At 60.6% G+C, this 24,836-nt stretch carries 21 protein-coding genes; 12 read left to right on the top strand and 9 right to left on the bottom strand.

Annotation, left to right across the window (positions count from 1 at the left end; translation table 11 throughout):
* Positions 1 to 164: 164 nt before the first annotated feature.
* Complete coding sequence (locus ACV8MC_RS02155; RefSeq protein WP_016771629.1) at positions 165 to 572, top strand: HPF/RaiA family ribosome-associated protein; 408 nt, start codon at positions 165 to 167, stop codon at positions 570 to 572.
* Positions 573 to 1,152: 580 nt separating this feature from the next.
* Here ACV8MC_RS02155 and fecA read toward each other — a convergent pair.
* The 3 genes from fecA to ACV8MC_RS02140 all read right to left on the bottom strand — a co-directional run bounded on the left by fecA (position 1,153) and on the right by ACV8MC_RS02140 (position 5,124).
* Entirely contained in the window at positions 1,153 to 3,486 is a 2,334-nt protein-coding gene (gene fecA, locus ACV8MC_RS02150; protein WP_457264328.1) for a TonB-dependent Fe(3+) dicitrate receptor FecA, read from the bottom strand.
* 178 nt (positions 3,487 to 3,664) lie between these two features.
* Complete coding sequence (locus ACV8MC_RS02145) at positions 3,665 to 4,597, bottom strand: DUF4880 domain-containing protein (protein WP_457264326.1); 933 nt, start codon at positions 4,595 to 4,597, stop codon at positions 3,665 to 3,667.
* The gene (locus ACV8MC_RS02140) at positions 4,594 to 5,124 is read right to left on the bottom strand and encodes a sigma-70 family RNA polymerase sigma factor (protein ID WP_258711022.1); all 531 of its coding nucleotides are present in this window, start codon (positions 5,122 to 5,124) and stop codon (positions 4,594 to 4,596) included. The genes ACV8MC_RS02145 and ACV8MC_RS02140 overlap by 4 nt, the downstream gene beginning before the upstream one ends.
* Positions 5,125 to 5,270: 146 nt before the next feature.
* Between ACV8MC_RS02140 and ACV8MC_RS02135 the strand changes: the two genes are divergently transcribed.
* The 6 genes from ACV8MC_RS02135 to ACV8MC_RS02110 all read left to right on the top strand — a co-directional run bounded on the left by ACV8MC_RS02135 (position 5,271) and on the right by ACV8MC_RS02110 (position 11,678).
* Positions 5,271 to 5,576 (top strand): DUF3649 domain-containing protein, encoded by a 306-nt coding sequence (locus ACV8MC_RS02135; protein WP_041479671.1) that lies wholly within the window; start codon positions 5,271 to 5,273, stop codon positions 5,574 to 5,576.
* The gene (locus ACV8MC_RS02130; protein ID WP_457264324.1) at positions 5,573 to 7,156 is read left to right on the top strand and encodes a PepSY-associated TM helix domain-containing protein; all 1,584 of its coding nucleotides are present in this window, start codon (positions 5,573 to 5,575) and stop codon (positions 7,154 to 7,156) included. The genes ACV8MC_RS02135 and ACV8MC_RS02130 overlap by 4 nt, the downstream gene beginning before the upstream one ends.
* The gene (locus ACV8MC_RS02125) at positions 7,156 to 7,482 is read left to right on the top strand and encodes a DUF3325 domain-containing protein (RefSeq protein WP_457264322.1); all 327 of its coding nucleotides are present in this window, start codon (positions 7,156 to 7,158) and stop codon (positions 7,480 to 7,482) included. The genes ACV8MC_RS02130 and ACV8MC_RS02125 overlap by 1 nt, the downstream gene beginning before the upstream one ends.
* Position 7,483: 1 nt before the next feature.
* Positions 7,484 to 8,050: an RNA polymerase sigma factor gene (locus ACV8MC_RS02120; RefSeq protein ID WP_457264320.1), complete on the top strand. Its 567-nt coding sequence runs from the start codon at positions 7,484 to 7,486 to the stop codon at positions 8,048 to 8,050.
* Positions 8,047 to 9,036, top strand: a complete 990-nt coding sequence (locus ACV8MC_RS02115) for a FecR family protein (RefSeq protein ID WP_305382247.1) — start codon at positions 8,047 to 8,049, stop codon at positions 9,034 to 9,036. Before ACV8MC_RS02120 ends, ACV8MC_RS02115 begins: the two co-directional genes overlap by 4 nt.
* Positions 9,037 to 9,248: 212 nt before the next feature.
* On the top strand, positions 9,249 to 11,678 hold the full coding sequence (locus ACV8MC_RS02110; protein WP_305382249.1) for a TonB-dependent siderophore receptor: 2,430 nt from the start codon (positions 9,249 to 9,251) through the stop codon (positions 11,676 to 11,678).
* Between the two features lie 200 nt (positions 11,679 to 11,878).
* Here the strand turns inward: ACV8MC_RS02110 and ACV8MC_RS02105 are convergent, their stop codons facing one another.
* Positions 11,879 to 12,754 carry a helix-turn-helix domain-containing protein gene (locus tag ACV8MC_RS02105; RefSeq protein ID WP_457264317.1) on the bottom strand — a complete coding sequence of 292 codons (876 nt, stop codon included), beginning with the start codon at positions 12,752 to 12,754 and terminating at the stop codon, positions 11,879 to 11,881.
* A 140-nt stretch (positions 12,755 to 12,894) separates the two neighbouring features.
* Between ACV8MC_RS02105 and ACV8MC_RS02100 the strand changes: the two genes are divergently transcribed.
* Positions 12,895 to 13,797 (top strand): DMT family transporter, encoded by a 903-nt coding sequence (locus tag ACV8MC_RS02100; RefSeq protein ID WP_457264315.1) that lies wholly within the window; start codon positions 12,895 to 12,897, stop codon positions 13,795 to 13,797.
* An 18-nt stretch (positions 13,798 to 13,815) separates the two neighbouring features.
* On the opposite strand, the gene ACV8MC_RS02095 is transcribed toward ACV8MC_RS02100, so the two are convergent.
* From ACV8MC_RS02095 to ACV8MC_RS02080, 4 genes are all read right to left on the bottom strand, one after another.
* Positions 13,816 to 14,325, bottom strand: coding sequence for a DUF2165 domain-containing protein (locus tag ACV8MC_RS02095; protein ID WP_073473697.1), 510 nt, complete (start codon positions 14,323 to 14,325; stop codon positions 13,816 to 13,818).
* Positions 14,326 to 14,464: 139 nt separating this feature from the next.
* Positions 14,465 to 15,439 carry a 2-hydroxyacid dehydrogenase gene (locus ACV8MC_RS02090; RefSeq protein WP_122601877.1) on the bottom strand — a complete coding sequence of 325 codons (975 nt, stop codon included), beginning with the start codon at positions 15,437 to 15,439 and terminating at the stop codon, positions 14,465 to 14,467.
* A gap of 1,048 nt (positions 15,440 to 16,487) precedes the next feature.
* On the bottom strand, positions 16,488 to 16,862 hold the full coding sequence (locus ACV8MC_RS02085; RefSeq protein WP_150742824.1) for a DUF6124 family protein: 375 nt from the start codon (positions 16,860 to 16,862) through the stop codon (positions 16,488 to 16,490).
* Between the two features lie 414 nt (positions 16,863 to 17,276).
* On the bottom strand, positions 17,277 to 18,245 hold the full coding sequence (locus ACV8MC_RS02080) for a LysR family transcriptional regulator (protein WP_024011667.1): 969 nt from the start codon (positions 18,243 to 18,245) through the stop codon (positions 17,277 to 17,279).
* A gap of 272 nt (positions 18,246 to 18,517) precedes the next feature.
* On the opposite strand from ACV8MC_RS02080, the gene ACV8MC_RS02075 reads away from it, so the two are divergent.
* The 4 genes from ACV8MC_RS02075 to ACV8MC_RS02060 all read left to right on the top strand — a co-directional run bounded on the left by ACV8MC_RS02075 (position 18,518) and on the right by ACV8MC_RS02060 (position 23,416).
* Positions 18,518 to 20,017, top strand: a complete 1,500-nt coding sequence (locus tag ACV8MC_RS02075) for an efflux transporter outer membrane subunit (RefSeq protein WP_457264312.1) — start codon at positions 18,518 to 18,520, stop codon at positions 20,015 to 20,017.
* Positions 20,018 to 20,156: 139 nt separating this feature from the next.
* Complete coding sequence (locus tag ACV8MC_RS02070) at positions 20,157 to 22,349, top strand: FUSC family protein (RefSeq protein WP_457264310.1); 2,193 nt, start codon at positions 20,157 to 20,159, stop codon at positions 22,347 to 22,349.
* The gene (locus ACV8MC_RS02065; RefSeq protein ID WP_016771611.1) at positions 22,339 to 22,539 is read left to right on the top strand and encodes a DUF1656 domain-containing protein; all 201 of its coding nucleotides are present in this window, start codon (positions 22,339 to 22,341) and stop codon (positions 22,537 to 22,539) included. Before ACV8MC_RS02070 ends, ACV8MC_RS02065 begins: the two co-directional genes overlap by 11 nt.
* Before the next feature lie 10 nt (positions 22,540 to 22,549).
* Complete coding sequence (locus ACV8MC_RS02060) at positions 22,550 to 23,416, top strand: efflux RND transporter periplasmic adaptor subunit (RefSeq protein WP_236168112.1); 867 nt, start codon at positions 22,550 to 22,552, stop codon at positions 23,414 to 23,416.
* 45 nt (positions 23,417 to 23,461) lie between these two features.
* Here ACV8MC_RS02060 and ACV8MC_RS02055 read toward each other — a convergent pair whose 3' ends face one another.
* The gene (locus ACV8MC_RS02055; RefSeq protein ID WP_305382256.1) at positions 23,462 to 24,757 is read right to left on the bottom strand and encodes a hypothetical protein; all 1,296 of its coding nucleotides are present in this window, start codon (positions 24,755 to 24,757) and stop codon (positions 23,462 to 23,464) included.
* Between the last annotated feature and the right edge of the window lie 79 nt (positions 24,758 to 24,836).

The following is a 24,836-nucleotide window of genomic DNA, read 5'->3' as shown; positions in this document are numbered from 1 at the left end:
GACATTAACAGCGCCCAGCTCGGTTGTCCGGCTTTTTTTGCGAATGAATATTTTTCTTTTTTCAGGGGTTGAAATGTTCGTCGCTCGGGCCGATTGTTGTAACCAGGAGGTCAGGAAATTCAACTCAAGGCCTCCAGCGAGCTAGCTGAAATAAGGGATGAACTATGCAAATCCAAGTCAACAGCGATAACCATATTCAAAGCAGTAAGCGACTGGAGGAGTGGGTACGTACAACTATTGAGAGCACGCTCGACCGTTATGAAGAAGACCTGACCCGTGTCGAAGTCCACCTGAGCGACGAGAACGGCGAGAAACCAGGTCCCCATGACTTGCGCTGCCAACTGGAAGCGCGGCCAAAAGGCCACCAACCGATTTCCGTGACTCATAAAGCCGATTCGCTGGAACAGGCGATCGACGGTGCTGCCGAGAAACTCGAGCACAAACTGGATCATCTGTTCGGCAAACTGCGAGGTAAACCACGCGCCGCTGTAGTGCCATTTACCGGCAAAGCCAACGACAAGCTGTTGGCGGAAGAATTTGACGAGAACGAACAGGCAGCGATCAACAGTTGATGCGCTGATTTCACAAGTAACCAAAGGAGAACGGGCCTGCTGATGCAGGCCCGTTTTTTGTTTGTGGTGTTGGTGATTGCTCGCAGGGTTTAAAACCGTAGCCCCTCACCCCAGCCCTCTCCCGAGGGAGAGGGAGCCGATTCCGGTTGTTTTCAAGTCCAGCGTTCGGCTCGATATTGCAGGCGAGCGTAAATCGTAAATACACCTCGGTCAGTCCCTCACCCTCTGGGGGAAGGGGCCGATTCCGGTTGTTTTCAAGTCCAGCGTTCGGCTCGATATTGCAGGCGAGCGTAAATCGTAAATACACCTCGGTCAGTCCCTCACCCTCTGGGAGAGGGGGCCGATCCCGGTTGTTTTCAAGTCCAGCGTTCGGCTCGATATTGCAGGCGAGCGTAAATCGTAAATACACCTCGGTCAGTCCCTCACCCTCTGGGAGAGGGGGCCGATTCCGGTTGTTTTCAAGTCCAGCGTTCGGCTCGATATTGCAGGCGAGCGTAAATCGTAAATACACCTCGGTCAGTTCCCTCTCCCTTTGGGAGAGGGTTAGGGTGAGGGGCTTTTGATCTTCGATGGGGTGGGGTCAGAACGCCACCGACGTCTGTACATAAACCGTCCGCGGCTCACCTACGTACTTGCCCTTGTTGTTGTCATCGAACGAGCGTGTGAAGTACTGCGTGTTGAAGATGTTCTTCACCCCCACCGCCACATTCAAATCCGACAGTTGCGGTCCGAAGTCATACCCGGCGCGGCTGCTGAACAGCATGTAACCGGGGATCTTGCCGGTGCTGCCATCGGCACTTTCCTTCGAGGTGTTGGCGTTGTCGGCAAACTGGTCGCTCTGGAAGCTGCTGTCCAGATTCAGCTTCCATGGCCCTTCGGTATAACCGACGCCAATCGTGCCTTTGTGCTTGGAGGAAAAAGGCACGCGGTTGCCTTTGTTCGGCCCGTCTTCGCGAATGGTCGCATCGACATAGGCATAACTGACGTAGACATCGAAACCGGCCAGCGCCGGGCTCAAGTCGTCGAGCGCGTAATTGACGCTGGTCTCGATGCCCTGATGGCGGGTTTCGCCGCGAGCGATCACCGAGTCGTTGGTCTGGTTGCTCTCGTACTGGTTGTCGAAGTTGATCAGGAACGCACCGATTTCAGCGCGCAGAGCACCGTTGTCATAGCGCGTGCCGAGTTCCCAGGTGCGGGCCTTTTCCGGCTTTACTTCGCCGCTGCTGACCCGGTTGGGCATCTGGCTGTATTGCACGCTGCCGAACGAGCCTTCGGTGTTGGCGTACAGATTCCAGCTGTCGGTGAGGTGATAGAGCACGTTCAGCGCCGGCAGCGCGGTGTTGTAGTCGCCCTTGTATTTGACGTTGGTCAGGTTGTTGGTCTGTTGCGACTCGATCATCTCGTAGCGCACGCCCGGGGTGATGGTCCATTTGCCGATGTCGATGCGGTCATCGACGAAGAATGCGTTGGCCTCGGTACCACCGCGAGTGTCACGGTCGTTGCGGCTGCTGGTGGTCGGGTATTCGTTGGCGCTGATCGGCGTGCGATAACGCAGTTCGTGGCCGGCCTCATTGATGTAGCGGTAGCCGACGCCGACTTCGTGGCTGCTCGGACCCAGGTCGAAGCCTTGGGCGAAACGGGTTTCCAGACCACGCACCCAATACTCGCGGGGCGACAGCGAAAGAAACGTGCCCTGATCCAGATAACCGCTGCGCAGGGTTTTGGTGAAGAAGGTGTTGGCGGTGAATTCTCGGCGATCTTGCTGATAGCGATAGCCGAAGTTGAACATCGTGCGGCGCCCCCAGAACTGGTCTTTCGGTCGCGTCGACTGATACGGATCGGCATCGTAATCGGCGACATTGAGACCGCCGGGCATGTCGGCCTTGCCCTCGTAATACTGGGCCATGGCGTTGAAGCTGTTGGCGTCGTCGAGCTGGTACTTGCCCTTGAGGATCAGGTCGTCGATCTCGGTATCGCTGTGTTCACGCCAGTCACCACCACGGGTGCCGGAGTACAGCAAGGCGCCACCGAGGCCGTTGGCGTTGGTGCCGCCGGCCAGCAGATTGGCGCTGGTCTTGAAACCGTCGTGGCTCGACGATGGGCTGGTTTCAGTCTGCAAACCTCCCTTGACCGTTGGCTCGTCGGGAATCGCCCGGGTCACGAAGTTGACCACGCCGCCGACGTTCTGCGGGCCGTAACGCACCGCGCCGCCGCCACGCACCACGTCCACGGCATCCATGTTGCCCATGCTGATCGGCGCGAACGAAAGCTGCGGCTGACCATACGGCGCGAACGGCACCGGGATGCCATCCATCAATACTGTCGAGCGTGCGGCCAGGCGTGGATTCAAACCGCGAATGCCGAAATTCAGTGCCATGTCGTGGCTGCCCGTGCCGTTGTTCTCCGGCGCATTCACACCGGGGATGCGATTGAGTACATCGCGGGCCTGGGTCGCGCCCTGGCGTTCGAATTCTTCGCGGCGGATCACATCACGCGCCCCGGGGTGTTCGAAGACGTTGATCTGCGCTGCATCGCCGAGCCAGTCGCCGACCACGGTCGAAGTGCCCAGCTCCAGCGCCGCGTCAGCCAGCGGTTGCAGGCTGAAGGCATTGTCGCCTTCGGCGCGGGCTTGCAGGCCGGTGCCTTCGAGTAAGGCGTCAAGGCCTTGTTGCGCGGTGTAGTTGCCTTCCAGACCACGGCTCTGCACACCGCTGGTGACTTGCGAACCGAAGGAAATCAGCACGCCTGCTTCACGGCCAAACTGGTTCAGCGCGGTTTCCAGCGACGCCGGGGCGATGTGATAAATCTTGGTCTCGGCGCCCAGCGCAGCGGGCAGGGCGGTGAAACTCAGGCTGGCGCCGAGCAGAAGATTGCGCAGGCTGCGGGCCAGTGGCGTAAGGCGGGTGGGCTGCATGTGGATGATCCTGAGAAGGTGGAATCAAGGGGGCTTTCCTTCTCTGTCACGCCAGATCTGAAAAACGGCTCATTTATTTTTTCAGAATCAAAAGATCGCAGCCTTCGGCAGCTCCTACAGAAAAAATGCATTCCAAATGTAGGAGCTGCCGAAGGCTGCGATCTTTTGATCTTGCTTTTTAAACCCGCGCTTCGACGCTCACCCAATAACGGGTAAAGCGCTTCACTTGCACCGGCAGACTGATCTGCAGCAGGTCGAGAATCCGCTCGCTGTCATCCAGCGGATACGTCCCGGAAATCAGCAGGTCGGCAACCTGACTGTCGCACCGCAGCTGCCCGCGCCGGTAGCGGCCAAGCTCTTCGAGGAAATCGCCGAGGCGCATATGGGCGGCGACCAGCATGCCGTCGGTCCATGCACCGCTGTTGGCGTCCAGCGGTTTGGGGTCGCTGACCGAGCTGGCAGTAAAACTCAACTGCCGCGCGATCGGCAGCAGCAGGGGCGCGCGCTGGTTGGCGACGAGTTCGACTCGTCCTTCAAACAGGGCGATCTGCGTGCGATCGGCAAACTGCCGCACATTGACGCGCGCACCTTGGCTTTTCAGCACGCCGTGTGCCGTGCGTATTTCGAACGGATTCGCAGCGCTCAACAGCATTTCGCCCTCAAGCAGACCAATCAACCGCTGCGCACCATCAACATCAACCGAGCTGGCGGTATTGAGCTGCAACGAATCGGCACCGCCCAGGCCAATCTTGCGCCGCTGGCCGACCGGCGTGCGGTAATCGGCGAGCAGCGACGGCAACGGAGTGTGCTCGCGCATGCCCCAGGTCGCCGCTGAGCCGGCACCGAGAATCAGCAACATTTTCAGCGCCTGACGGCGGCTGCCGGATTTCGGTCCGTTCAACGCGGCGTGGGCCAACGGCGACGACACGCCGCGCAAGCGCTGGTTGACCCGTTGCATGTGTTCCCACGCTCGGCGGTGTTCGCTGTGTGCATCCAGCCATTGTTGCCATGCCTGTTGCTGGCGCGAGGTCAGCGTGCCCTGCTGCATTTCCAGCAACCAGTGCACCGCCTGTTCGGCGACTTGCGCGGAGAAATCCGGCGTGCGATTCACAGGGCGAAATAGCAGCGCATGGCCGCTTTGTTCAAATGGCGTTTGACCGTGGCCACCGAGATTCCCAGTTCTGCGGCGATCTGTGGATAAGTCAGACCATCGACCTGAGCGAGCAGGAACGCGCGTTTGATCTGGCGCGGCAAACCGTCGAGCAGCTCATCGAGTTCGACCAATGTCTGCAGGATGATCGCTTTGTGCTCTTCTGACGGCGCGACCATTTCAGGCATCTGCGCCAGTGTCTCGAGGTAGGCGCGTTCCACATCCTGCCGCCGGTAATGGTTGAACAGTACGCGCTTGGCCAGCGTAGTGAGAAAGGCGCGCGGCTCGATGATCACTGGTGGCTCGCGGGCGGTCAGCACCTTGATGAACGTGTCCTGAGCCAGATCCGCTGCGCTGTCCGGGCAGCCGAGCTTGCGCCGCAACCAGCCGGTGAGCCAACTGTGATGGGCATGGTAGAGCGATTCGACGGGATGGGCGGGCGGCAACGAAATGACTCCGGACGCAAAACTTGCGTAGAGAACGTGCATTAGAGAACAAGAACGGTTCGCATTGTAGAGGCTGGCGACAGTGTCCGGCAATCAGATGCTTTTGCGTATGAGAATATTTATCATTAATATTGCTCGCCTGTAGATTCGGCTTGTCGGCCGAACGTTTTTCGTTTCAGGGTCGAAACATGAAAGGCAAACTCGCCACCCTTCCCATGTCCTATCGTCTGGCCGTCACTTCGCGGGTATTGGCGGCGATTTTCGGCGGCTATCTGGTCGCGGCGCTGGCCAGCGTCACCCTGACGTTGTGGCTGCCGCTGAACCGCGCCGAAGCCGTGGTCACCGGCATGACCGTGTCCTTTCTGGTCTATCTCGTTGCCGTGCTCTGGTGCTTTGCCTGCCGCAGCGCATGGTCGGCGTGGGTCGGCTTGCTGGTGCCAAGCGTGATTCTTGCCACCGTTTCCGGTGCCGCGCGCGGACTGGGGCTGGCATGAAAGAGGGTTTCCGCCAGGCGATGGCCTGGCTGCACACCTGGGCCGGGCTGGTGTTCGGCTGGCTGCTGTTCGCGATTTTCCTCACCGGCACGCTCGCTTACTTCAAAGATGAAATCAGCCACTGGATGCAGCCGGAGATCGCTGCACATTCGCTTGATAGCGAAGCGAGCCTGGCGCAGGCGCAAAACTATCTGCAGCAACACGCCGCCATTGCCTCGCGCTGGCTGATCGATCTGCCCGATGCCCGCGACCCCGGCCTGACCGTGCGCTGGCAGCAGGCGCCGGGCAAACCCGGCGAGCGCGGCCGCTTCGAATCCCGAACCCTCGACGCTCAGACCGGGGCCGAAGTACAGGGCCGCGAAAGCATGGGCGGCGAGTTCTTTTACCGTTTCCACTTCCAGTTGCAGATGCCTTATCCATGGGGGCGCTGGCTGGCAACTCTCGCTGCGATGGTGATGTTCGTTGCGTTGATCAGCGGCATCATCACCCACAAGAAAATCTTCAAGGACTTCTTCACTTTCCGCCCGCGCAAGGGCCAGCGTTCCTGGCTCGACGGGCATAACGCCGTGGGTGTGCTGGTGCTGCCGTTTCACTTGATGATCACTTACAGCAGCCTGGTGATTTTCATGTCCATGGTTATGCCGGCGAGCATCGTTGCCTCTTACGGCAGCGACGTACGCAAGTTCTACGACGACGTCTTTCCCGCCTCGAAGACGCCCGAGCGCGCCGATGTCGCCGCACCGCTGACCGCCATGGCGCCGCTACTGGCCAAGGCCAGCGAGCAGTGGTCGGGTGGCCATACCGCGCGCCTGTCGGTGAGCAACCCGGGCGACACCAGCGCCACGGTGGTGCTGTCTCGCGCGGGTGATCGGGTGGTGCATGATTTCGGTCGGGCGGTGACCTTCAATGGCGTCACCGGGCAGCTTCTGAACAGTACCCCCGATCAACCCATGGCGATGGCGGTGGGTGGCGCGTTCTACGGTTTGCACATGGGCCATTTCGCCGGGCCGCTGTTGCGCTGGCTGTATTTCATTTGCGGACTGGCCGGCACGGCGATGATTGGCACCGGGCTGGTGATCTGGCTCGGCAAGCGGCAGCTCAAGCACATGAAAAGCGCGGCGCTGCCGTTCGAATTGCGCCTGGTCGAGGTGCTGAATATCGCCAGCATGGCCGGCCTGGTATCGGCGGTGGCGGTGTTCTTTTTAGCCAATCGACTGTTGCCGGTGAGTCTGGCGGGGCGGGCCGATTGGGAAGTGAATGCGTTTTTTATTGCCTGGGGGCTTAGCCTGTTGCACGCGGTATTGCGTCCGGGACGCAAGGCGTGGATCGAACAGCTGACGCTCGGCGCCGCGCTGTTTATCGCGGTGCCGCTGATCAATGCGCTGACCACACCGTGGAATCTTGGCGCGACCCTGATGCAGCGCGACTGGGCACTGGCCGGATTTGATCTGACGTGTCTGGCGGCGGGGCTTTTTCTCGGCTGGGCTGCGCGCAAGATGCAGCGTACGGGCGACCGCGTCAGCGTTCGCAAAGCAAGTTCTTCGCCTCGCTCGAACACAGTTGAACAGGGGGCCAACTGATGCTGCTGGCCCTGTTGCTCACCTATGCCGGCTTCACCGCGTTGTGCCTGTCGATGCCACGCCATCATGCCGAGTTGCTCGGCGCCAAACCGTCGATGCGCCGCCGTCAGGGTTTGACGCTGGCGGGATGGCTGTTGCTGGCGCTGTCATTGTGGGCTGCGGTGGCGGCCAATGGCTGGAGTTTCGGTCTGGTCGACTGGTTCGCGGTGCTGATGCTCAGCGCTTTGGCATTGGTGCTGTTGCTGCCGTATCGCCCGCGTCTGGCCATGGCACTGGCCGGGTTGAGCCTGTTGGCCAGCCCGGTCGCCGCCTGGGCGCAGTGCTGAAGTGCTGATCGGTCTGCCGCCGGAGTCGCGTGACGATGAAGCGCGTGGCGCGCGTGCGCATTTTCTTCGGGTGTTTCTGTCCCAGCGTGCGCAAATGGAGGCGCTGGTGAATCGGCGCGTCGGTTGTCGGGCGACGGCGGCGGATCTGGTCCAGGATCTGTTTTTGCGCTTCTGGCGTCGGCCGCTGGTCCAGGTCGAAGAACTCAGCACCTATCTGCTGCGCTGCGCCGGCAACATCGCCATCGATCATCTTCGCAGCGAAGGCACGCGCACGCGGGTCAACGAAGGCTGGCAGCCGGACGAACCCGACAGCCACGGCAGCGAACCCCAGGCCGCCCTCGAAGCCGGCAACGATCTGCGCCATGTCGAAGCCGCGTTGCGCGCCTTGCCCGAGCGTACCCGGCAGATCTTTCTGCTCAATCGCATTCATGGGCGCAAGTACGCCGAGATCGCCAAGGCCATGGGCCTGTCCCAAAGTGCCGTGGAAAAACATATGATGCGCGCCCTCGAGGCCTGCAAGGCCAGCCTGCGCGACCCCGCGCCACGCCTGCCAGGGAAAGCACCGTGAAGCCATCCGATCCGATCACACCGACGCCGGCCCAGGAGCAGGCCGCGCTGGCCTGGCTGAGCCTGTTGCACGACCGCCCGAGCACTGGCGATCAACTCACCTTCAGCCAATGGCTGCGGGCCGATCCGGCCCATGCCGAAGCGTACGCGCAGGCGCAGGTGATCTGGGAACTCAGCGAAAGCCCCGCGCGCACGCTGGCCGAGGAAGATACGCTTGCGCTGCAAGGTTATCTGCAGGCGATGGACGCCCCGCGTCGTTCGCCGATGTTGCGTTGGTCTGGAGCGCTGGCGCTGGCCGCGTGTCTGCTATTGATGGTCAGCCTCGGCACAGGGTGGCAGGCGCAGCGCTGGCTCGACGATCTGCGCGCCGATCATGTCTCGGCACCTGGGGAAATCCGCACGGTGACTCTGGCCGATCAGTCGCAAGTGACACTGGATGCCGACAGTGCGATTGCTGTGGATTTCAGTCATGGCCAGCGCCGCGTGAAATTGATCAGAGGTGCTGCTTTCTTCAGCGTCACCCACACCGGCGACCCTTTTGTGGTGGCGGCGGAGCAGGGCGAGGCGCGGGTGCTCGGCACCCAGTTCGAAGTACGTCGGCAACCTCACGGCGCACAAGTGACGGTATTGTCCGGGCGTGTCGCGGTGACGGCAGACGAGCATGCCCAACAGCAGATTCTCACGGCCGGCCAGCAAGTTGCCTACGCCGACGGCTCAGCGGAAAAACTGCATGGCGTGGACAGTGAAGCGCAACTGGCCTGGCGTCAGGGTTGGCTGACTTACTACAAGACCACGCTGGCCGATGTCGTCGAGGATCTGCGCCGCTATTACCCGGGGCGGATTGTGCTGCTCAACGATGAGCTGGCGGCGCGCAAGGTCAGCGGCAGCTTTCCGAGCAAGGATCCGCAAGCGGTGCTCAATTCGCTGCAAGGGGTACTGGGATTTGAGCAGCATCGGGTGTTGGGGCAACTGATTATTTTGCGCTGAGGCAGCCGGCCTCTTCGCGAGCAGGCTCGCTCCCACAGGGTAGGCATTTCAAAGGTGGGAGCGAGCCTGCTCGCGAAGGCGTCAGCCCAGGCAACAAATCCCCCGCAAAATATTTTCAAATTAAAGGTGAGGTAACCCCGAGCCCCATCCGTGTAGTGACTGAAACTGCGAGCCATTCGCATCCGTTGCGGTTCTACACAGGTCATTGAGCAATGAAGTCCAGGGCAAAATCCGGTTCGGTCAAACAGTGGTTGGGCATGTCGGCGTTGAGTTTTTCCGCGTTGGCATTGCTGCCGATGAGTATCGCGCTGGCGGCAGAAGCTGTGAGCAATCAGGCGCAACAGCAATTCAATTTTGCCCTCGCCGCGAAACCGTTGCCGCAAGCCCTGAGCGACTTCAGCCGCGTGACCGGGCAAAGCGTGGTCTACACCGATGAAGCGCCGTACGGCCTCAATGCTCCGGCAGTCAACGGCCAGATGAGCGCCGAACAGGCTCTGCAACGCCTGCTCGGCAATTCCGGCCTGAGCTTTCGCCGCACCGACAGTCATACCCTGGCGCTGGAGCCGTTGCCGACCGAAGGGGCGCTCAATCTCGGCGCCACCACCATCACGTCCACGCGCGACGAATCGATGAGCTATCAGCCGCCGGAAACCAGTTCGGTGATGCGCTCATCGGCGTCGCTGCAAGAAATTCCACAGACGGTCAATGTCATCCCGGCGCAGGTCATTCGCGATCAGGCGCCGCGCAATCTCGATGACGCGCTGGCCAATGTCAGCGGCATCACCCAGGGCAACACTTTGGGCAGTACGCAGGACTCGGTGATGACTCGCGGCTTCGGCGACAACCGCAACGGCTCGATCATGCGCGACGGCATGCCGCTGGTGCAGGGCCGTGGCATGAACGCGACCGTGGATCGCGTCGAAGTGCTCAAAGGCCCGGCCTCGTTGCTCTACGGGATTCAGGATCCGGGTGGCGTGGTCAACCTGGTCAGCAAGAAGCCGGAACTGACCCAGTACAATGCCGTGACCGTGCGCGGTTCGACCTACGGTGACGGCAAGAACGGTAGCGGTGGCGCCTTCGACAGCACCGGTGCGCTGGGCGATTCCGGCTTCGCCTATCGCATGGTCGTCGATCACGAAGACGAAGATTACTGGCGCAACTTCGGCACCCACCGCGAGACGCTGATCGCACCGTCGCTGGCCTGGTACGGCGAGCGCACCAAGCTGTTGTTCGCCTACGAGCACCGCGAGTTTCTCACCCCCTTCGACCGTGGCACGCTGATCGATCCGCGCACCAACCATCCGCTGGATATCTCGCGCAAGCAGCGTCTCGACGAGCCGTTCAACGACATGGAAGGGCGCTCGGACCTCTACCATTTCGAAGCCGACCACGAACTCAACGACGACTGGAAAGCCCACTTCGGCTACAGCTGGAACCGCGAAACCTACGACGCCAGCCAAGTGCGCGTGACGGCGATCGACACCAACAAAGGCACACTGACGCGGAGCATGGACGGCACGCAAAACGCGATCAGCACCGATCGTTTCACCACCGCCAGCCTCGAAGGCAAAGTGAATGTGCTGGGCATGCAGCATGATCTGGTGTTCGGCGTCGATGACGAGTACCGCAAGATCTACCGCGAAGATCTGATCCGGCAGAAAAGCCTGACCACCTTCAGCTATCTCAACCCGGTGTATGGTCGCGAAGTGATGGGCACTACGGTGAGTGCGCCCGACAGTGCGCAGACCGATAAGCTGCGCAGCGATTCGCTGTTCCTGCAGGATTCGATTCACCTCAACGAGCAGTGGATTCTGGTCGCCGGCGGACGTTTTCAGGAGTACGACCAGTACGCCGGCAAAGGCGTGCCGTTCAAGGCCAATACCGACAGCAATGGCCAGAAGTGGGTACCGCGCGCCGGTCTTGTGTATCGCTACACCGACGCCTTATCGTTCTACGGCAGTTACACTGAATCGTTCAAACCCAACTCGACCATCGCCCCGCTGAGCGGCAGCAGTACCGTGCTCGACGGCAGCATCGCGCCGGAAGAAGCCAAGTCGTGGGAGCTGGGTGCGCGACTGGATATGCCGGGCAGCATCACCGGCAATATCGCGTTGTTCGACATCAAGAAACGCAACGTACTGGTGGCCAACTCCGAAGGTCCGACGACGATCTACAGCGCCGCTGGCGAGGTGCGTTCCCGTGGGTTGGAAGTCGACCTGAGCGGGCAACTCAGCGAGCACTGGAACCTCATCGGCAGCTATGCCTACACCGATGCCGAAGTCACCGAAGACCCGGAATACAAAGGCAAGCGCCTGCAAAACGTAGCGAAGAATTCCGGCTCGCTGTCGGCGGTGTATGACTTCGGCAATGTGTTTGGCGGCGATCAGTTGCGTGTCGGGGCGGGCGCGCGCTATGTCGGCGAGCGTGCCGGCAACGCGGTGAATGATTTTGACCTGCCGAGCTATACCGTGGCGGATGCGTTTGCCACTTACGACACCACGGTTGAGGGGCAGAAGGTCAAGTTTCAGTTGAACGTGAAGAACCTGTTTGATCGCACTTATTACACCTCTTCGGCGAGCCGCTTTTTTGTGTCGATGGGGGATTCGCGGCAGGTTTCGCTTTCCAGCACGCTGGAGTTTTGAGGCAAGATCAAAAGCCCCTCACCCTAGCCCTCTCCCGGAGGGAGAGGGGACTGACCGTGGGATATTCCAGAGGTACACCGACTTGAACGTGTTGCTTTGAATCCATAATCGATTCGGTGTTTCAGGTCGACGTACAGTGCAAGACAACTCGGTCAGCCCCCTCTCCCTCTGGGAGAGGGCTGGGGTGAGGGGAAAAGGGCTCAACGCAAAAACGCCTGCCGATACTCGCCCGGCGTCCCACCTAAAACCTGCCTGAACCGATTGGTAAAATGGCTCGCACTGGCAAACCCGCACGCCAGCGCAATCTCCCCCAAGGGCAGCGCCGTGGCGCGCAACAATTCCCGCGCCCGGCTCAAGCGCCGTGCCAGCACATATTGATGCGGCGGCAGGCCGAAGCTCAGGCGAAACATCCGCGCGAAGTGATATTCCGATAGCGCACACAACCCGGCCAGTTGCCCGAGGCTGATGGCTTCACTCAACTGGTTGTCGATGAACTCCACCAGTTGTCGGCGCTGATGTGGCGCCAGTCCGCCCTTCAAGCGCAAGCCCTGTCGCCCACCCACCTGGCTGAGCAAGGTGTGGCTGATCAATTCGTGGGCGAGGCTGCTGGTCAGCAAGCGCTCGGCCGGCTCTTGCCAGTTCAGGTTCAGCAACTGCCGAAAGCGCTGCGCCTGCTGCGGATCTTCAAGAAAAGTCTGTTCGCGTAATTGCATCTCGCGCGGTTCGCGATCGAGCAAAGTGACGCAACCGAGGGCGAATTGTTCGGCGCTGAAATACAGGTGCGCCAAGCGGATGTCGCCATTGATCACCCAGCCCGATTCATGCTCGGCCGGCAGGATGCACAGCTTGTCCGGCCCGCCCTTGCGGCCCGGCTGGCCACGACGGAATGTGCCGGTGCCGCCGGCGACGTAGCACGAAAGTGTGTGATGACTTGGCGCTTCGTATTCCTGGGCATCGTGGTGGTTGGTCCACAAAGCCGCAGACATGCCGTCACCGAGCTCGGCGCTGTGCACAAGGCGTGCATTCGGCGAGCGGTTGAGGGCTTGAAAGACTTGCAGGGTGTCAATTGCGGCCATGTTCGGTTCTCTCCAACGCCTTGCATCCTACTCCGTAGACGCCGCCCTGCCAGCCAGCCGCCAGACAAAAGCGCAAGATTGTGCAAGCGTCGAAGGCTGCCCGAGGCAGACACTCAAGGCCTGTTTAAGGAGTGTTGGCCATGAACCTGTCGTTGTACCTGCTGACCGTGCTGATATGGGGCACCACCTGGATCGCCTTGAAATGGCAATTGGGCGTAGTCGAAATTCCGGTGTCGATTGTCTATCGCTTCGGCCTCGCCGCGTTCGTGTTGTTTGCGTTGTTGCTGCTCAGCCGGCGCCTGCAACCGATGAACCGCCGAGGCCATTTGATCTGCGTGGCCCAAGGGCTCTGTCTGTTCTGCGTGAACTTCATGTGTTTTCTGACCGCCAGCCAGTGGATACCCAGTGGTCTGGTGGCGGTGGTGTTTTCTACGGCGACGTTGTGGAACGCGCTGAATGCGCGGGTGTTCTTCGGCCAGCGCATTGCCCGCAATGTGTTGATGGGCGGTGCGCTGGGGCTGTTCGGTCTGGGGCTGTTGTTCTGGCCGGAACTGGCCGGGCATCAGGCCAGTCCGCAAACCTTGCTGGGGCTGGGTCTGGCGCTGTGTGGCACCTTGTGTTTTTCGGCGGGGAATATGCTTTCGAGCCTGCAACAGAAGGCCGGCCTCAGACCGCTGACCACCAACGCCTGGGGCATGGCCTACGGCGCGGCGATGCTGACGGTGTGGTGTCTGATCAAGGGCATACCCTTCGACATGGATTGGTCGCCGCGTTATGTCGGGGCACTGTTGTATCTGGTGATCCCCGGCTCGGTGATCGGCTTCACCGCGTACCTGACGCTGGTCGGGCGCATGGGCCCGGAGCGGGCGGCTTACTGCACGGTGCTGTTCCCGGTGGTGGCGTTGAACGTGTCGGTGTTTGCCGAAGGTTATCAATGGACCGCACCGGCGCTGGTCGGGCTGGTGTTGGTGATGTTGGGCAACGTGCTGGTGTTTCGTAAACCGAAAGTGCTGTTGTCTGCAGGTCAAGGGAAGTTGGCTTGATAAAGCGAGCGCTGATACTCAGCGCTCAACTTTCAAAGTGATGTAGATCATTACCGGGAAGATGAAATCGACAATATGCCTTGCCCAGTCCTTGGCATTCCAGGATTGCGAAGTGTCCATGTCGAACCATTCGACACCTACAGTTTGCAGGCACACGTAATAAATGAAGATGGCGACCAATATACCCATGATCGAAAACTTCTTGGCTTCATGGAATGCCGCTGGCGATGCATCGATGTAGCGATACAACTGGTAAGTACCGATCAGGCAAAGCACGGTATAGGTGACTTCCATGGTGATGATGAACCAGTAGATCCGGTGATGGATCATCGGCGAATCAATGGCCCGATACATGATGTTTTCGCTGGCGTTGGTGGTGTCCATGCTCAGGATATGTGCAACGTAAGTGTAGTTGGACTCATAGTCAGTGAAGTTATGGATCATCACCAGCAGGCCAAAGAAACTTATATAAGCCATCAAGATGACTTTGCTGTAACGAATGAGTTTGTCGGTGGTCAGGGTGTTCACGAGGTTGGCTCTCCATGGCAATTAATCAATAAGTTGATAAGTTGCGAGAGCTTATATTGCTGTTACTTGGTCTGGCGTTTTTGTTCGGTTGCAAGTTATGTAAGGTGAAGGCCGGCATAATGTTGCGCCGGCCCTTTTTTCAGCCGCGCCAGACTTGCGGGTTGACCAGATCCTGTGGCCGTTCGCCGAGCAGGGCGCTGCGCAGGTTGGCCAGGGCGCGGTTGGCCATGGCTTCGCGGGTCTCGGTGGTGGCCGAGCCGATGTGCGGCAGGGTCACGGCGTTTTTCAACTGGAACAGCGGCGATTCGGCCAGCGGTTCTTTTTCGTAGACGTCCAGCCCGGCGCCGCGGATGCGGTTGTTTTGCAGGGCTTCGATCAGTGCCGGTTCGTCGACCACCGGGCCGCGCGAGATGTTGACCAGAATAGCGCTCGGCTTCATCAGCGCCAGTTCGCGATGGCTGATCAGGTGGCGGGTCTTGTCGCTCAACGGCACTACCAGGCAGACAAAATCGGCTTCGGCCAGCAGTTCATCCAAGCTGCGGAACTGCGCGCCGAGTTCCTCTTCCAGTTCGGTCTTGCGGCTGTTGCCGCTGTAGATGATCGGCATGTTGAAGCCGAAGCGCCCGCGCCGGGCGACAGCGGCGCCGATGTTGCCCATGCCGACGATGCCGAGGGTCTTGCCGTGCACATCAGTGCCGAACAGCGGGGCGCCGACGCTGGCCTGCCATTGCCCGGCCTTGGTCCAGGCGTCGAGTTCGGCGACGCGGCGGGCGCTGCTCATGATCAGGGCGAAGGCGAGGTCGGCGGTGCTTTCGGTGAGCACGTCGGGGGTGTTGGTGAGCATGATCCCGCGTTCGTTGAAGTAGTCGAGGTCGTAGTTGTCGTAGCCGACCGAGACGCTCGAGACCACTTCGAGTTTTGTTGCGCTTTGCAGTTGTGCGCGGCCGAGTTTACGGCCGACGCCGATGAGGCCGTGGGCGTGGGGCAGGGCTTCGTTGAACTGGGCGTTGATATCACCGGTCTTGGGGTTGGGGACGATGACGTCGAATTCTTCTTGCAGGCGTTCGATCATGGGCGGGGTGATGCGGCTGAAGGCCAGGACTGTTTTTTTCATTGGGCTTGGGCTCGTCGGGGCTTGATTGCAAGCACGCTAACATTTTCTCGCTCGGGTTGTCTTGGCGGCCTCTGGGCCGGCCATGCCTTGGGTTTGTCTGGTGTGAATATCCGAAGGTTTCGGGGCGGCGGCTGGCGGTTTCGCCTGACGGCGACTTACTTTTTTACAAGCGCCTAAAAAAGTAAGCAAAAAACGCTAGCTCCTGCGTTCGGCCCTCGCAGGCTCGGGTTCCTTCGCGGCGGGATCGATCCGGGCGCAGCGGCTCCGGTTTGCTTCGCTGCACCTACACTCGCTGTGTACGACTGCGTCGTACGGTCGCTGCGCTCCCACGCCCGGATCAATCCCTCCACTCAGCCTTCCGACGTCGCCGGTGGATCAAGATCAAAAGCACTCGAGCTTGCGCTCATTGTTGAGTGGGGCGGCTGCGCCGCGGGCAGCTGCGCTGCTTTGCCTTTGCTTTTGTGGGAGTGAGCCTGCTCGCGATGGCGGCCTGACAGTCGACCTGTTTCTCGCTGATGTACTCGATTCAAACTGTGGGAGCGAGCCTGCTCGCGAAAGCGTCTCCACTGCCAACCCATCTCTGCCAGATTCACCCCGTCCCTGTGGGAGCTGGCTTGCCAGCGAAGGCGGCCTGACAGCCGACCTGTTTCTCGCTGATGTACTCGATTCAAACTGTGGGAGCGAGCCTGCTCGCGAAAGCGTCTCCACAGCCAACCTCTCTCTGCCAGATTCACCCTGTCCCTGTGGGAGCTGGCTTGCCAGCGAAGGCGGCCTGACAGCCGACTCATATCTTGCTGATGTATACGATCCAGAATTGTGGGAGCGAGCCTGCTCGCGAAGGCGTCTCCACTGCCAACCCATCCCTGCCAGATTCACCCCGTCCCTGTGCGAGCTGGCTTGCCAGCGAAAGCGGCCTGACAGCCGACCTGTTTCTCACTGGTGCACGCATTCCAACTGTGGGAGCGAGCCTGCTCGCGAAAGCGGTTTATCTGACACCTCGAATGTTGAATGTGCCGAAGCCCTCGCGGTCGGGCTCGCTCCCGGGAGGTCAGCTGCGTGACGGGAGCTGATGGATTTCGTAGTTATCCAGCACGCGGTTCACCGCCAGTTCCGCCAGCATGATCACCTGCTGGATGGCCAATATCGTGTGCCGTTGTGGGCTGTCGACGTGGGCGGCGATGTCGCTGCTCATGATGCTGGCCGAGGCGAGGGATTCGCAGGCGTGGGCCAGCAGGCTTTCGTTGTCCTGGTCCGGGGCGACCTGGAACATGGTGCTGGGTTTGTGGTTTTGCTGCGCGCTGGCGGACGGTTTGAGGTAGTGATCCAGCGCACGCTCGGCGGCGTCGTGGAGTTTCGTTGAGTCGGGGGATTGGTAGGGTGAGGTGCTTGCGGATTCGGGGGGATTGGGTGTGGGTTTGAACATGGCAAAGATCCTTTTGGATTTATGGAGCTGCCATTTTTTCGTTTTCCAGGCGAAAGGGGTGGCAGCTGTACGCGGACTGGAAAAACCGGCAAAGGATCAAACCCGGCAGACCCGAAGGTCTCCCACGTACAGCCGCCATAACTGAATACCGGCGCTGAAAGAGCGCGGCATTATGTCATGCGCTGTGATCCTGCGGGTTTTCCAGACCCGGTCGCTGATTCGTCAGCAACCGCCAAATCCTAGCCAGCGCTCTTCCGACGGACAACCTGCAAAACCTGTCGGAAACTTCCCCGTAAACACCGCGATGTAGGAGCTGCCGTAGGCTGCGATCCGTTGATTTTTAAACAACAAGATCAAAAGATCGCAGCCTCGTTGCACTCGTCAGCTCCTGCACGAAGTCAGCGGTGTTTAAAGTCAGGTGGCGACGCGCGCGCCAGCCAGACTCCCGCTCAACTCATACGCGACCAATTCCGCCTGATGCGCCGCCAATATCTCCGGCAACGACCCACGCAAGTACTCCACCCAGGTTTTGATCTTGGCATCCAGGTACTGCCGCGACGGGTAGATCGCGTAGAGGTTGAGTTCCTGCGAGCGGTAGTTCGGCATCACGCGCACCAGGGTGCCGTTGCGCAGGCCTTCGATGGCGGCGTAGACCGGCAGCACGCCGACGCCCATGCCGCTGGTGATGGCGGTTTTCATGGCGTCGGCGGAGTTCACCAGGAACGGCGAGCTGTTGATGGTGACCGTTTCCTGGCCGTCCGGGCCGTCGAAGGCCCATTTCTCCAGGGGGATCACCGGGCTGACCAGGCGCAGGCAGGCGTGGTTGAGCAGGTCGCTGGGTTTCTGTGCGGCGCCGTTGGCTTTCACGTACGCCGGCGAGGCGCAGACGATGCTGTAGGTGATGCCCAGGCGCTGCGAAACGAAGCCCGAGTCTGGCAGTTCGCTGGCCAGCACGATGGACACGTCGTAGCCCTCGTCGAGCAGGTCCGGCACGCGGTTGGCCAGGGTCAGGTCGAAGGTCACGTCGGGGTGGGTCTTGCGGTAGCGGGCGATGGCGTCGATGACGAAGTGCTGACCGATGCCGGTCATGGTGTGCACTTTCAGCTGGCCGGCCGGGCGCGCGTGGGCGTCGCTGGCTTCCGCTTCGGCTTCTTCGACGTAGGCGAGGATCTGTTCGCAGCGCAGCAGGTAGCGCTTGCCGGCTTCGGTCAGGGCGATGCGCCGGGTTGTGCGATTGAGCAGACGGGTTTGCAGATGGGCTTCGAGGTTGGAGACCGCGCGCGAGACGTTGGCGGTGGTGGTGTCCAGTTGCACGGCGGCGGCGGTGAAGCTGCCCGCTTCGGCAACACAACTGAAGGCGCGCATGTTTTGCAAAGTGTCCATGGGGTGCTCTCAAGGGAGATGGCAAATTGTGACACGAAGTTTCAGGGGCTGAGACCCCCGACCAAGGGATTATCTCGTTAACCGTAACAAAGATTCACAGAAATCCCAGCTTATCGCCGCAGAGGCAGCTCCATAGAATTGCGCCGATCCCTGCAGGAGCTGCCGAAGGCTGCGATCTTTTGATGTTGTCTTTAAAAAGATCAAAAGATCGCAGCCTTCGGCAGCTCCTACACAAGTCCCTCGATTGATCCCTTTCTCAGGAATTCGCAGCTGTGCCGCGTCGCATCAACAGAGCGCTTTTGCCGCTCAGTGTTCTGGCTTTAACCCTGGCTCTCGGCGGCTGCATCTCTACCCAAGGCATTGCCCCTCACGGCGAGGCACTCGCGGCCGATTCACTGGCCACCGACGCGGCCATTGCCGAGGCCGCCAAAGACGCCCACTGGCCCAGCGCCCAATGGTGGCAGGCGTTTGGTGATGCGCAACTTAATCGCTGGATCGACCTCGCCGTGCAAGGCAGCCCGAGCATGGCCATGGCCGCTGCGCGGGTGCGTCAGGCCAAGGCCATGGCCGGTGTTGCCGAAGCGGCCGAGGCGTTGCAGATCAATGGCGAGTCGACCCTCAAGCGACACAACTGGCCGACCGATCAGTTCTACGGCCCCGGCGAACTGGCCAATACCACCACATGGGACAACAACGCCGCGCTCGGCTTCAGCTACGCCCTCGACATCTGGGGCCGCGAGCGCAATGCCAGTGAACGCGCGGTGGATCTGGCCCATGTGAGCGTGGCCGAGGCGCGACTGGCGCAGCTGGAACTGCAGAGCAATCTGGTCCGCGCCTACATCGAGTTGTCGCTGCATTACGCCCAGCGCGACATCGTCGCCGCAATGCTCAGGCAGCAACAGCAGATTCTCGATCTGGCGCAGAAGCGTTTGAGCGGTGGCATCGGCACGCATTTCGAAGTCAGCCAGGCCGAAACGCCGCTGCCCGAAACCCATCGCCAACTCGATGCGCTGGACGAGGAAATCGCCCTTAGCCGCAACCAGATTGCAGCGCTGGCCGGTAAAGGCCCGGGCGCTGCGGCGCAACTGCAACGGCCGACGCTGTCCCTCGCGGCGCCGTTGAAGTTGCCCACGGCATTGCCCGCCGAACTGCTCGGGCAGCGTCCGGACGTGGTCGCCAGTCGTTGGCAAGTGGCGGCGCAGGCGCGTGGCATTGATGTTGCCCACGGCGGTTTCTACCCCAACGTCGATCTGGTCGGCAGCCTCGGCTACATGGCCACGGGCGGCGGCGCGCTGGAGTTTCTGACCGGCAAGAAACTCAACTACAACGTCGGCCCGGCGATCTCGTTGCCGATCTTCGACGGCGGCCGACTGCGTGGTGAATTGGGCGAAGCGGCGGCCGGTTATGACATCGCCGTGGCGCACTACAACCAGACTCTGATCAACGCGCTGAAGAACATTTCCGATCAGTTGATCCGCCGCGAGTCGATGGACAAGCAGCAGAACTTCGCCGCCGAGTCCGTGGCCGCAGCACAGAAGACCTACGACATCGCGATGATCGCCTATCAACGCGGCCTCACCGATTACCTCAATGTGCTGAATGCGCAGACCTTGCTGTTCAAGCAACAGCAGGTTCAGCAGCAAGTGCAGGCCGCGCGATTGAGTGCGCATGCCGAGCTGGTGACTGCCTTGGGGGGAGGCCTCGGTGCGGGTAATGACGTGCCGACAGCCGCGCAGACCCAGGCCCCGAAAACCCCGGCGCTCCTGCGTTGAACACAGCATCCATTGTGGGAGCGAGCCTGCTCGCGAAGAGGGCGTATCAGTCAATGAACATGTTGCCTGAGACTGCGCTTTCGCGAGCAGGCTCGCTCCCACAGGTTTCGAGTCCGCATTGCATGCCTGAGTATTTTCAATGACCTCCTTGCCCGCCCCCCTGCGCTGGCTCCACTCCCTGGAATGGCGTCGCGGTTTTTTCGACTGGGCACGCAGCGATGGCGTGACCTGGGTGTATATCTTCAAGGTGTTGCTCGCCGCGTTTCTCACGCTATGGCTGGCGATGCGTCTGGAACTACCGCAACCGCGTACGGCGATGATCACGGTGTTTATCGTCATGCAGCCGCAGAGCGGCCAGGTGTTCGCCAAGAGTTTCTATCGCTTGCTCGGCACGCTGGCCGGGTCGGCGATGATGGTCACGCTGATCGCTTTGTTCGCGCAGAACACCGAGCTGTTTCTCGGCTCGCTGGCGATCTGGGTCGGCATCTGCTCGGCCGGTGCCGCGCGTTGCCGCAATTTTCGCGCGTATGGATTTGTGCTCGCCGGTTACACCGCAGCGATGGTCGGTCTGCCGGCGCTGGCGCACCCGGACGGCGCCTTTATGGCGGCGGTGTGGCGGGTGCTGGAGATCTCGCTGGGCATTCTCTGTTCGACGCTGATCAGCGCGGCGATCCTGCCGCAGACCGCCAGTGCGGCGATGCGCAACGCCTTGTATCAGCGCTTCGGTGTGTTCGCGCTCTTCGTCACCGACGGCTTGCGCGGGCGCAGCAAAGCCGAAGCGTTCGAAGCCAGCAACGTGCGCTTCATTGCTGAAGCCGTCGGCCTGGAAGGGCTGCGCAGCGTGACCGTGTTCGAAGACCCGCACATGCGCCGGCGCAACGGTCGTCTGAGTCGTTTGAACAGCGAGTTCATGGGCATCACCACGCGCTTCAACGCCTTGCATCAATTGCTCGAACGCCTGCACGGCAATGGCGAAGAGCACGTCGTGGCAGCGATCAAACCGGGCTTGCAGGACCTCGCCGAAGTGCTCGACGGCTTCAGCGGTCGCGCGCTGACCAGCCCGGATGCGGCACGTTTGGCGACCGCGTTGGCCACCTACAAGGAAGGTCTGCCGGCACGTGTCCGAACCCTGCGCGGGATCTTTCAGGACACTGCTCCGAGCGAAGCCGAACAACTGGATTTTCACACCGCCTACGAATTGCTCTACCGCTTCGTCGATGACCTGCACAGCTATGCGCAGACCCACGCGTCGCTGGGCGAGCATCGTCACGAACGCGAACGCTGGGACGAGCCGTTCACCCCGCAAACCAACTGGTGGGCGGCGGCCGCTTCGGGGATCCGCGCCTCGTTCATTCTGCTTGTGCTGGGCAGTTACTGGGTCGCCACCGCGTGGCCGAGCGGGGCGACCATGACCCTGATCGCCGCCGCCACCGTCGGTCTTTCCGCCGCCACACCGAACCCGAAACGCATGGCTTTTCAAATGGCCTGCGGGACTTTTCTCGGCGCGCTGATCGGCTTCGTCGAGATGTTTTTCATCTTCCCGTGGATCGACGGTTTCCCCTTGCTCTGCGTGATGCTCGCGCCGGTGATCGTGCTCGGTTCGTTCCTCGCCTCGCGGCCGCAATACGCCGGGGTCGGACTGGGCCTGCTGATTTTTTTCAGCACTGGTTCAGTGCCGGACAATCTCACGATCTACAACCCCTACACCTTCATCAACGACTACATCGCCATGGTCATGGGCATGCTCGTGTGTGCTGCGGCGGGGGCGATTATTCTGCCGCCGAACAGTCGCTGGCTGTGGCAGCGCCTGGAGCAGGATCTGCGCGGGCAAGTGGTCTATGCGATCAGTGGAAAACTCAAAGGCCTGGCCTCGAGTTTCGAGAGCCGCACCCGCGATCTGCTGCATCAGGCCTATGGCCTCGCGGCAGGGCAACCGAAGGTGCAGAAGAGTCTGCTGCGCTGGATGTTCGTGGTGCTGGAAGTCGGCCACGCGATCATCGAGTTGCGCAAGGAGCAGGCGATCCTGCCGGTGCACCCGGCGTATGCCGAATCGCAGCCGTGGCGTCAGGCAATCCGCGTGATGGGGCGTGCGCTGGTGCGCCTGTTTCTGCAGCCGAACGCAAGCAATCTCGAACGCGCACTGGTCGCGGTCGATCACGCCATCAGCCGCGTCGCCGCCACCGATGAGCCGTTCGCGCCGCACTTCGATACCTCCGCGTTGCGCCGGGTGAAAAGCTATCTGCACTTTATTCGCACCTCGTTGCTCGACCCGCAATCACCCCTGGCCGAATTCGCTCCCGCCAGGCCCGAAGGACTTGCCCATGCCTCGTGAAATCGCCTTCCACGGCGTGTACATGCCGACCATGACCCTGATGTTTTTCATTGCTGCGGGATTGGCCTGGGCAGTTGACCGCTTCCTCTCGGGGTTCGACCTGTACCGCTTTTTCTGGCACCCGGCGCTGCTGCGCCTGAGCCTGTTTACCTGTCTGTTCGGCGCCATGGCGCTGACTGTCTACCGTTGAGAACATCTTGATGAAAAAGTTTTTCAGCCTGCTCGCGACCCTGCTGGTGCTGGCCCTGGCGCTGTGGATTGGCCGCACGTTGTGGGAGCACTACATGAACACGCCGTGGACCCGCGATGGCCGCGTTCGCGCCGACATCATCAACGTTGCCGCCGACGTCACCGGCGAAGTGGTCGAAGTGCCGGTGCGTGACAACCAACTGGTGAAAAAGGGCGATCTGCTGATGCGCATCGACCCCGAGCACTACCGCATTGCGGTCAAGCAGGCGCAGTCACTGGTCGCTTCGCGCAAGTCGACCTGGGAAATGCGCAAGGTCAACGCCCATCGCCGCGCCGACCTCGACAATCTGGTGATCTCTAAAGAGAACCGCGACGACGCCAGCAACATCGCCGACGCCGCACTGGCTGATTACCAACACGCCCAGGCGCAACTGGAAGCCGCCGAACTCAACCTCAAACGCACCGAAGTGCGTGCGGCGGTGGACGGTTACGTGACCAACCTCAATGTGCATCGCGGCGATTACGCACGCATCGGCGAGGCGAAGATGGCCGTGGTCGACATGAATTCATTTTGGGTTTACGGCTTTTTCGAAGAAACCAAGTTGCCGCACGTCAAAATCGGTGACCGAGCCGACATGCAATTGATGAGCGGCGAAGTGCTCAAGGGTCATGTCGAAAGCATTTCGCGCGGGATCTACGACCGCGACAACCCGGAAAGCCGCGAACTGATTGCCGACGTGAACCCGACGTTCAACTGGGTGCGGCTGGCGCAGCGCGTGCCGGTGCGGATTCATATTGATGAGGTGCCAGAGGGCGTGTTACTGGCGGCGGGGATTACTTGCACGGTAGTGGTGAAGCAGGACCTGGCAGGCAATTGATCGACCGCGTCGCCCCTGACCAGGGCGACGCGGTGATGCTTCCAGCTACTGGGAAATGTTGTAGCGATACAGACAACCCAGAGGGTTTTCTGGATTGATGTTGAGGGCAACAATCAATTTGCCTGGGGCCTGCTGATAATGAAGCCTGGAGAGCGAGTCGGTGGTCTCCTCGCGATGGATGACGCCACCCGCGTCTGAAAAATCGGAGTTGTAGCCACCGCTCCGGGTTTTCACACAGGCAATATAATTGCCCTTCTCGTCTCCACCAGAAACTACGATGTTATCAGCGAAAGGAACATGGTCCGCCCAGTTGACTCGCCTGTCGCTGCCGAGAGCTGGTGGGAGTGGCATGGCATTCGGACTGCCGAAAACGTCAAAATCGGGCTTACCTTTTTCATCGAAGGCGAACAACATGCCGTATCGCTCACTGACACCGCTGCCCATGTTGGTGTAGCCAGATGCCGTAAATCTATCAGGGGCTCGCTGTCTCACAGTATTGAGTTCGGCACCCATGAAGTTGTACCGGACTACCACAACCCCGGGTCTTTCCGAGAGGCCGAAACTCTCATGGAGCGCGCCACTGTCTGAATTCAACATCACGAGGAGACCGTCCGTGTTCACGTCGGGCTCGTATTTTTCGTAGCCTGCAAATAACAAGAGTCCATTGTCGAGCACGCAACCGTCGCTGAGTGAAGTCGATGCATGCGGCATCCCGTGATTAATTTCAACTCGGCCATCTGTGCCGAATGCCTTCACGGGTGCGCCTTGCGCATCGAATTTGTAAAGGTGCGCCCTGAGCACGTCAGGCGTGTGGTAATCAACGCCGACAATAACGCTGCCATCGGGTAGCGCGAAGACGAATGCCGGGCCTTTTTTCGTAAGCCGTTGTGTGTTTGGGGGATCGATGATGACTTGGCCATTCTCGCCAAAGCTGCTCACTCGATTGCCTTTGCTGTCAAGGCAGAGAATCGCAGCGCTAACCTCGTTCGATTGCTCATTGGCTGTGCTGCCTGCCATGAACAGCCGCCCATCGGCACCTTCTGCAATCGGCCCGCCAGAGGCCTGCTCATTGGCCAGGAACGAACCCGTGACACGCCCTGCGACCCCAAACGCCAGGTCTACGGCACCCAAGTGGTTCAGCTTGGAAATGAAGAAGACGCCTTTGTCGAAGGTACTGGTGACCAGCAACGATTTATCGCGCAGCAGCGTTGACCCCGTGAGGGGCCGGGACTTCGTCGGGTCGTCCTGGAATATATCGTCAAGTTGAAGTTTGCCTTGGCCGCTTCCCCATGTAGCGTCGATTGTCGCCCTGATGTTCGCGGCCTTCTCTGCGATTGCCATATACGTCCCTGCGCGGTTGTCGGGAGGTCGGTTTACTCGCCGGGCGCTAACGCTGTCTTAACACTATTCACCTGGCTTG

The organism is Pseudomonas sp. PK-RTE-24, assembly GCF_054052265.1.
Note: the sequence above shows the minus strand (reverse complement) of the source record. Positions and strands in the feature narration are given on the sequence as shown.

Coding starts and splice junctions, on each gene's coding strand:
- ACV8MC_RS02100 (WP_457264315.1), top strand. CDS start 12,895: ATGAACCTGTCGTTGTACCTGCTGACCGTGCTGATATGGGGCACCACC.
- ACV8MC_RS02070 (WP_457264310.1), top strand. CDS start 20,157: ATGACCTCCTTGCCCGCCCCCCTGCGCTGGCTCCACTCCCTGGAATGG.
- fecA (WP_457264328.1), bottom strand. CDS start 3,486: ATGCAGCCCACCCGCCTTACGCCACTGGCCCGCAGCCTGCGCAATCTT.
- ACV8MC_RS02090 (WP_122601877.1), bottom strand. CDS start 15,439: ATGAAAAAAACAGTCCTGGCCTTCAGCCGCATCACCCCGCCCATGATC.
- ACV8MC_RS02140 (WP_258711022.1), bottom strand. CDS start 5,124: ATGCACGTTCTCTACGCAAGTTTTGCGTCCGGAGTCATTTCGTTGCCG.
- ACV8MC_RS02055 (WP_305382256.1), bottom strand. CDS start 24,757: ATGGCAATCGCAGAGAAGGCCGCGAACATCAGGGCGACAATCGACGCT.
- ACV8MC_RS02125 (WP_457264322.1), top strand. CDS start 7,156: ATGCTGCTGGCCCTGTTGCTCACCTATGCCGGCTTCACCGCGTTGTGC.
- ACV8MC_RS02135 (WP_041479671.1), top strand. CDS start 5,271: ATGAAAGGCAAACTCGCCACCCTTCCCATGTCCTATCGTCTGGCCGTC.
- ACV8MC_RS02105 (WP_457264317.1), bottom strand. CDS start 12,754: ATGGCCGCAATTGACACCCTGCAAGTCTTTCAAGCCCTCAACCGCTCG.
- ACV8MC_RS02085 (WP_150742824.1), bottom strand. CDS start 16,862: ATGTTCAAACCCACACCCAATCCCCCCGAATCCGCAAGCACCTCACCC.
- ACV8MC_RS02065 (WP_016771611.1), top strand. CDS start 22,339: ATGCCTCGTGAAATCGCCTTCCACGGCGTGTACATGCCGACCATGACC.
- ACV8MC_RS02130 (WP_457264324.1), top strand. CDS start 5,573: ATGAAAGAGGGTTTCCGCCAGGCGATGGCCTGGCTGCACACCTGGGCC.
- ACV8MC_RS02155 (WP_016771629.1), top strand. CDS start 165: ATGCAAATCCAAGTCAACAGCGATAACCATATTCAAAGCAGTAAGCGA.
- ACV8MC_RS02110 (WP_305382249.1), top strand. CDS start 9,249: ATGAAGTCCAGGGCAAAATCCGGTTCGGTCAAACAGTGGTTGGGCATG.
- ACV8MC_RS02080 (WP_024011667.1), bottom strand. CDS start 18,245: ATGGACACTTTGCAAAACATGCGCGCCTTCAGTTGTGTTGCCGAAGCG.
- ACV8MC_RS02060 (WP_236168112.1), top strand. CDS start 22,550: ATGAAAAAGTTTTTCAGCCTGCTCGCGACCCTGCTGGTGCTGGCCCTG.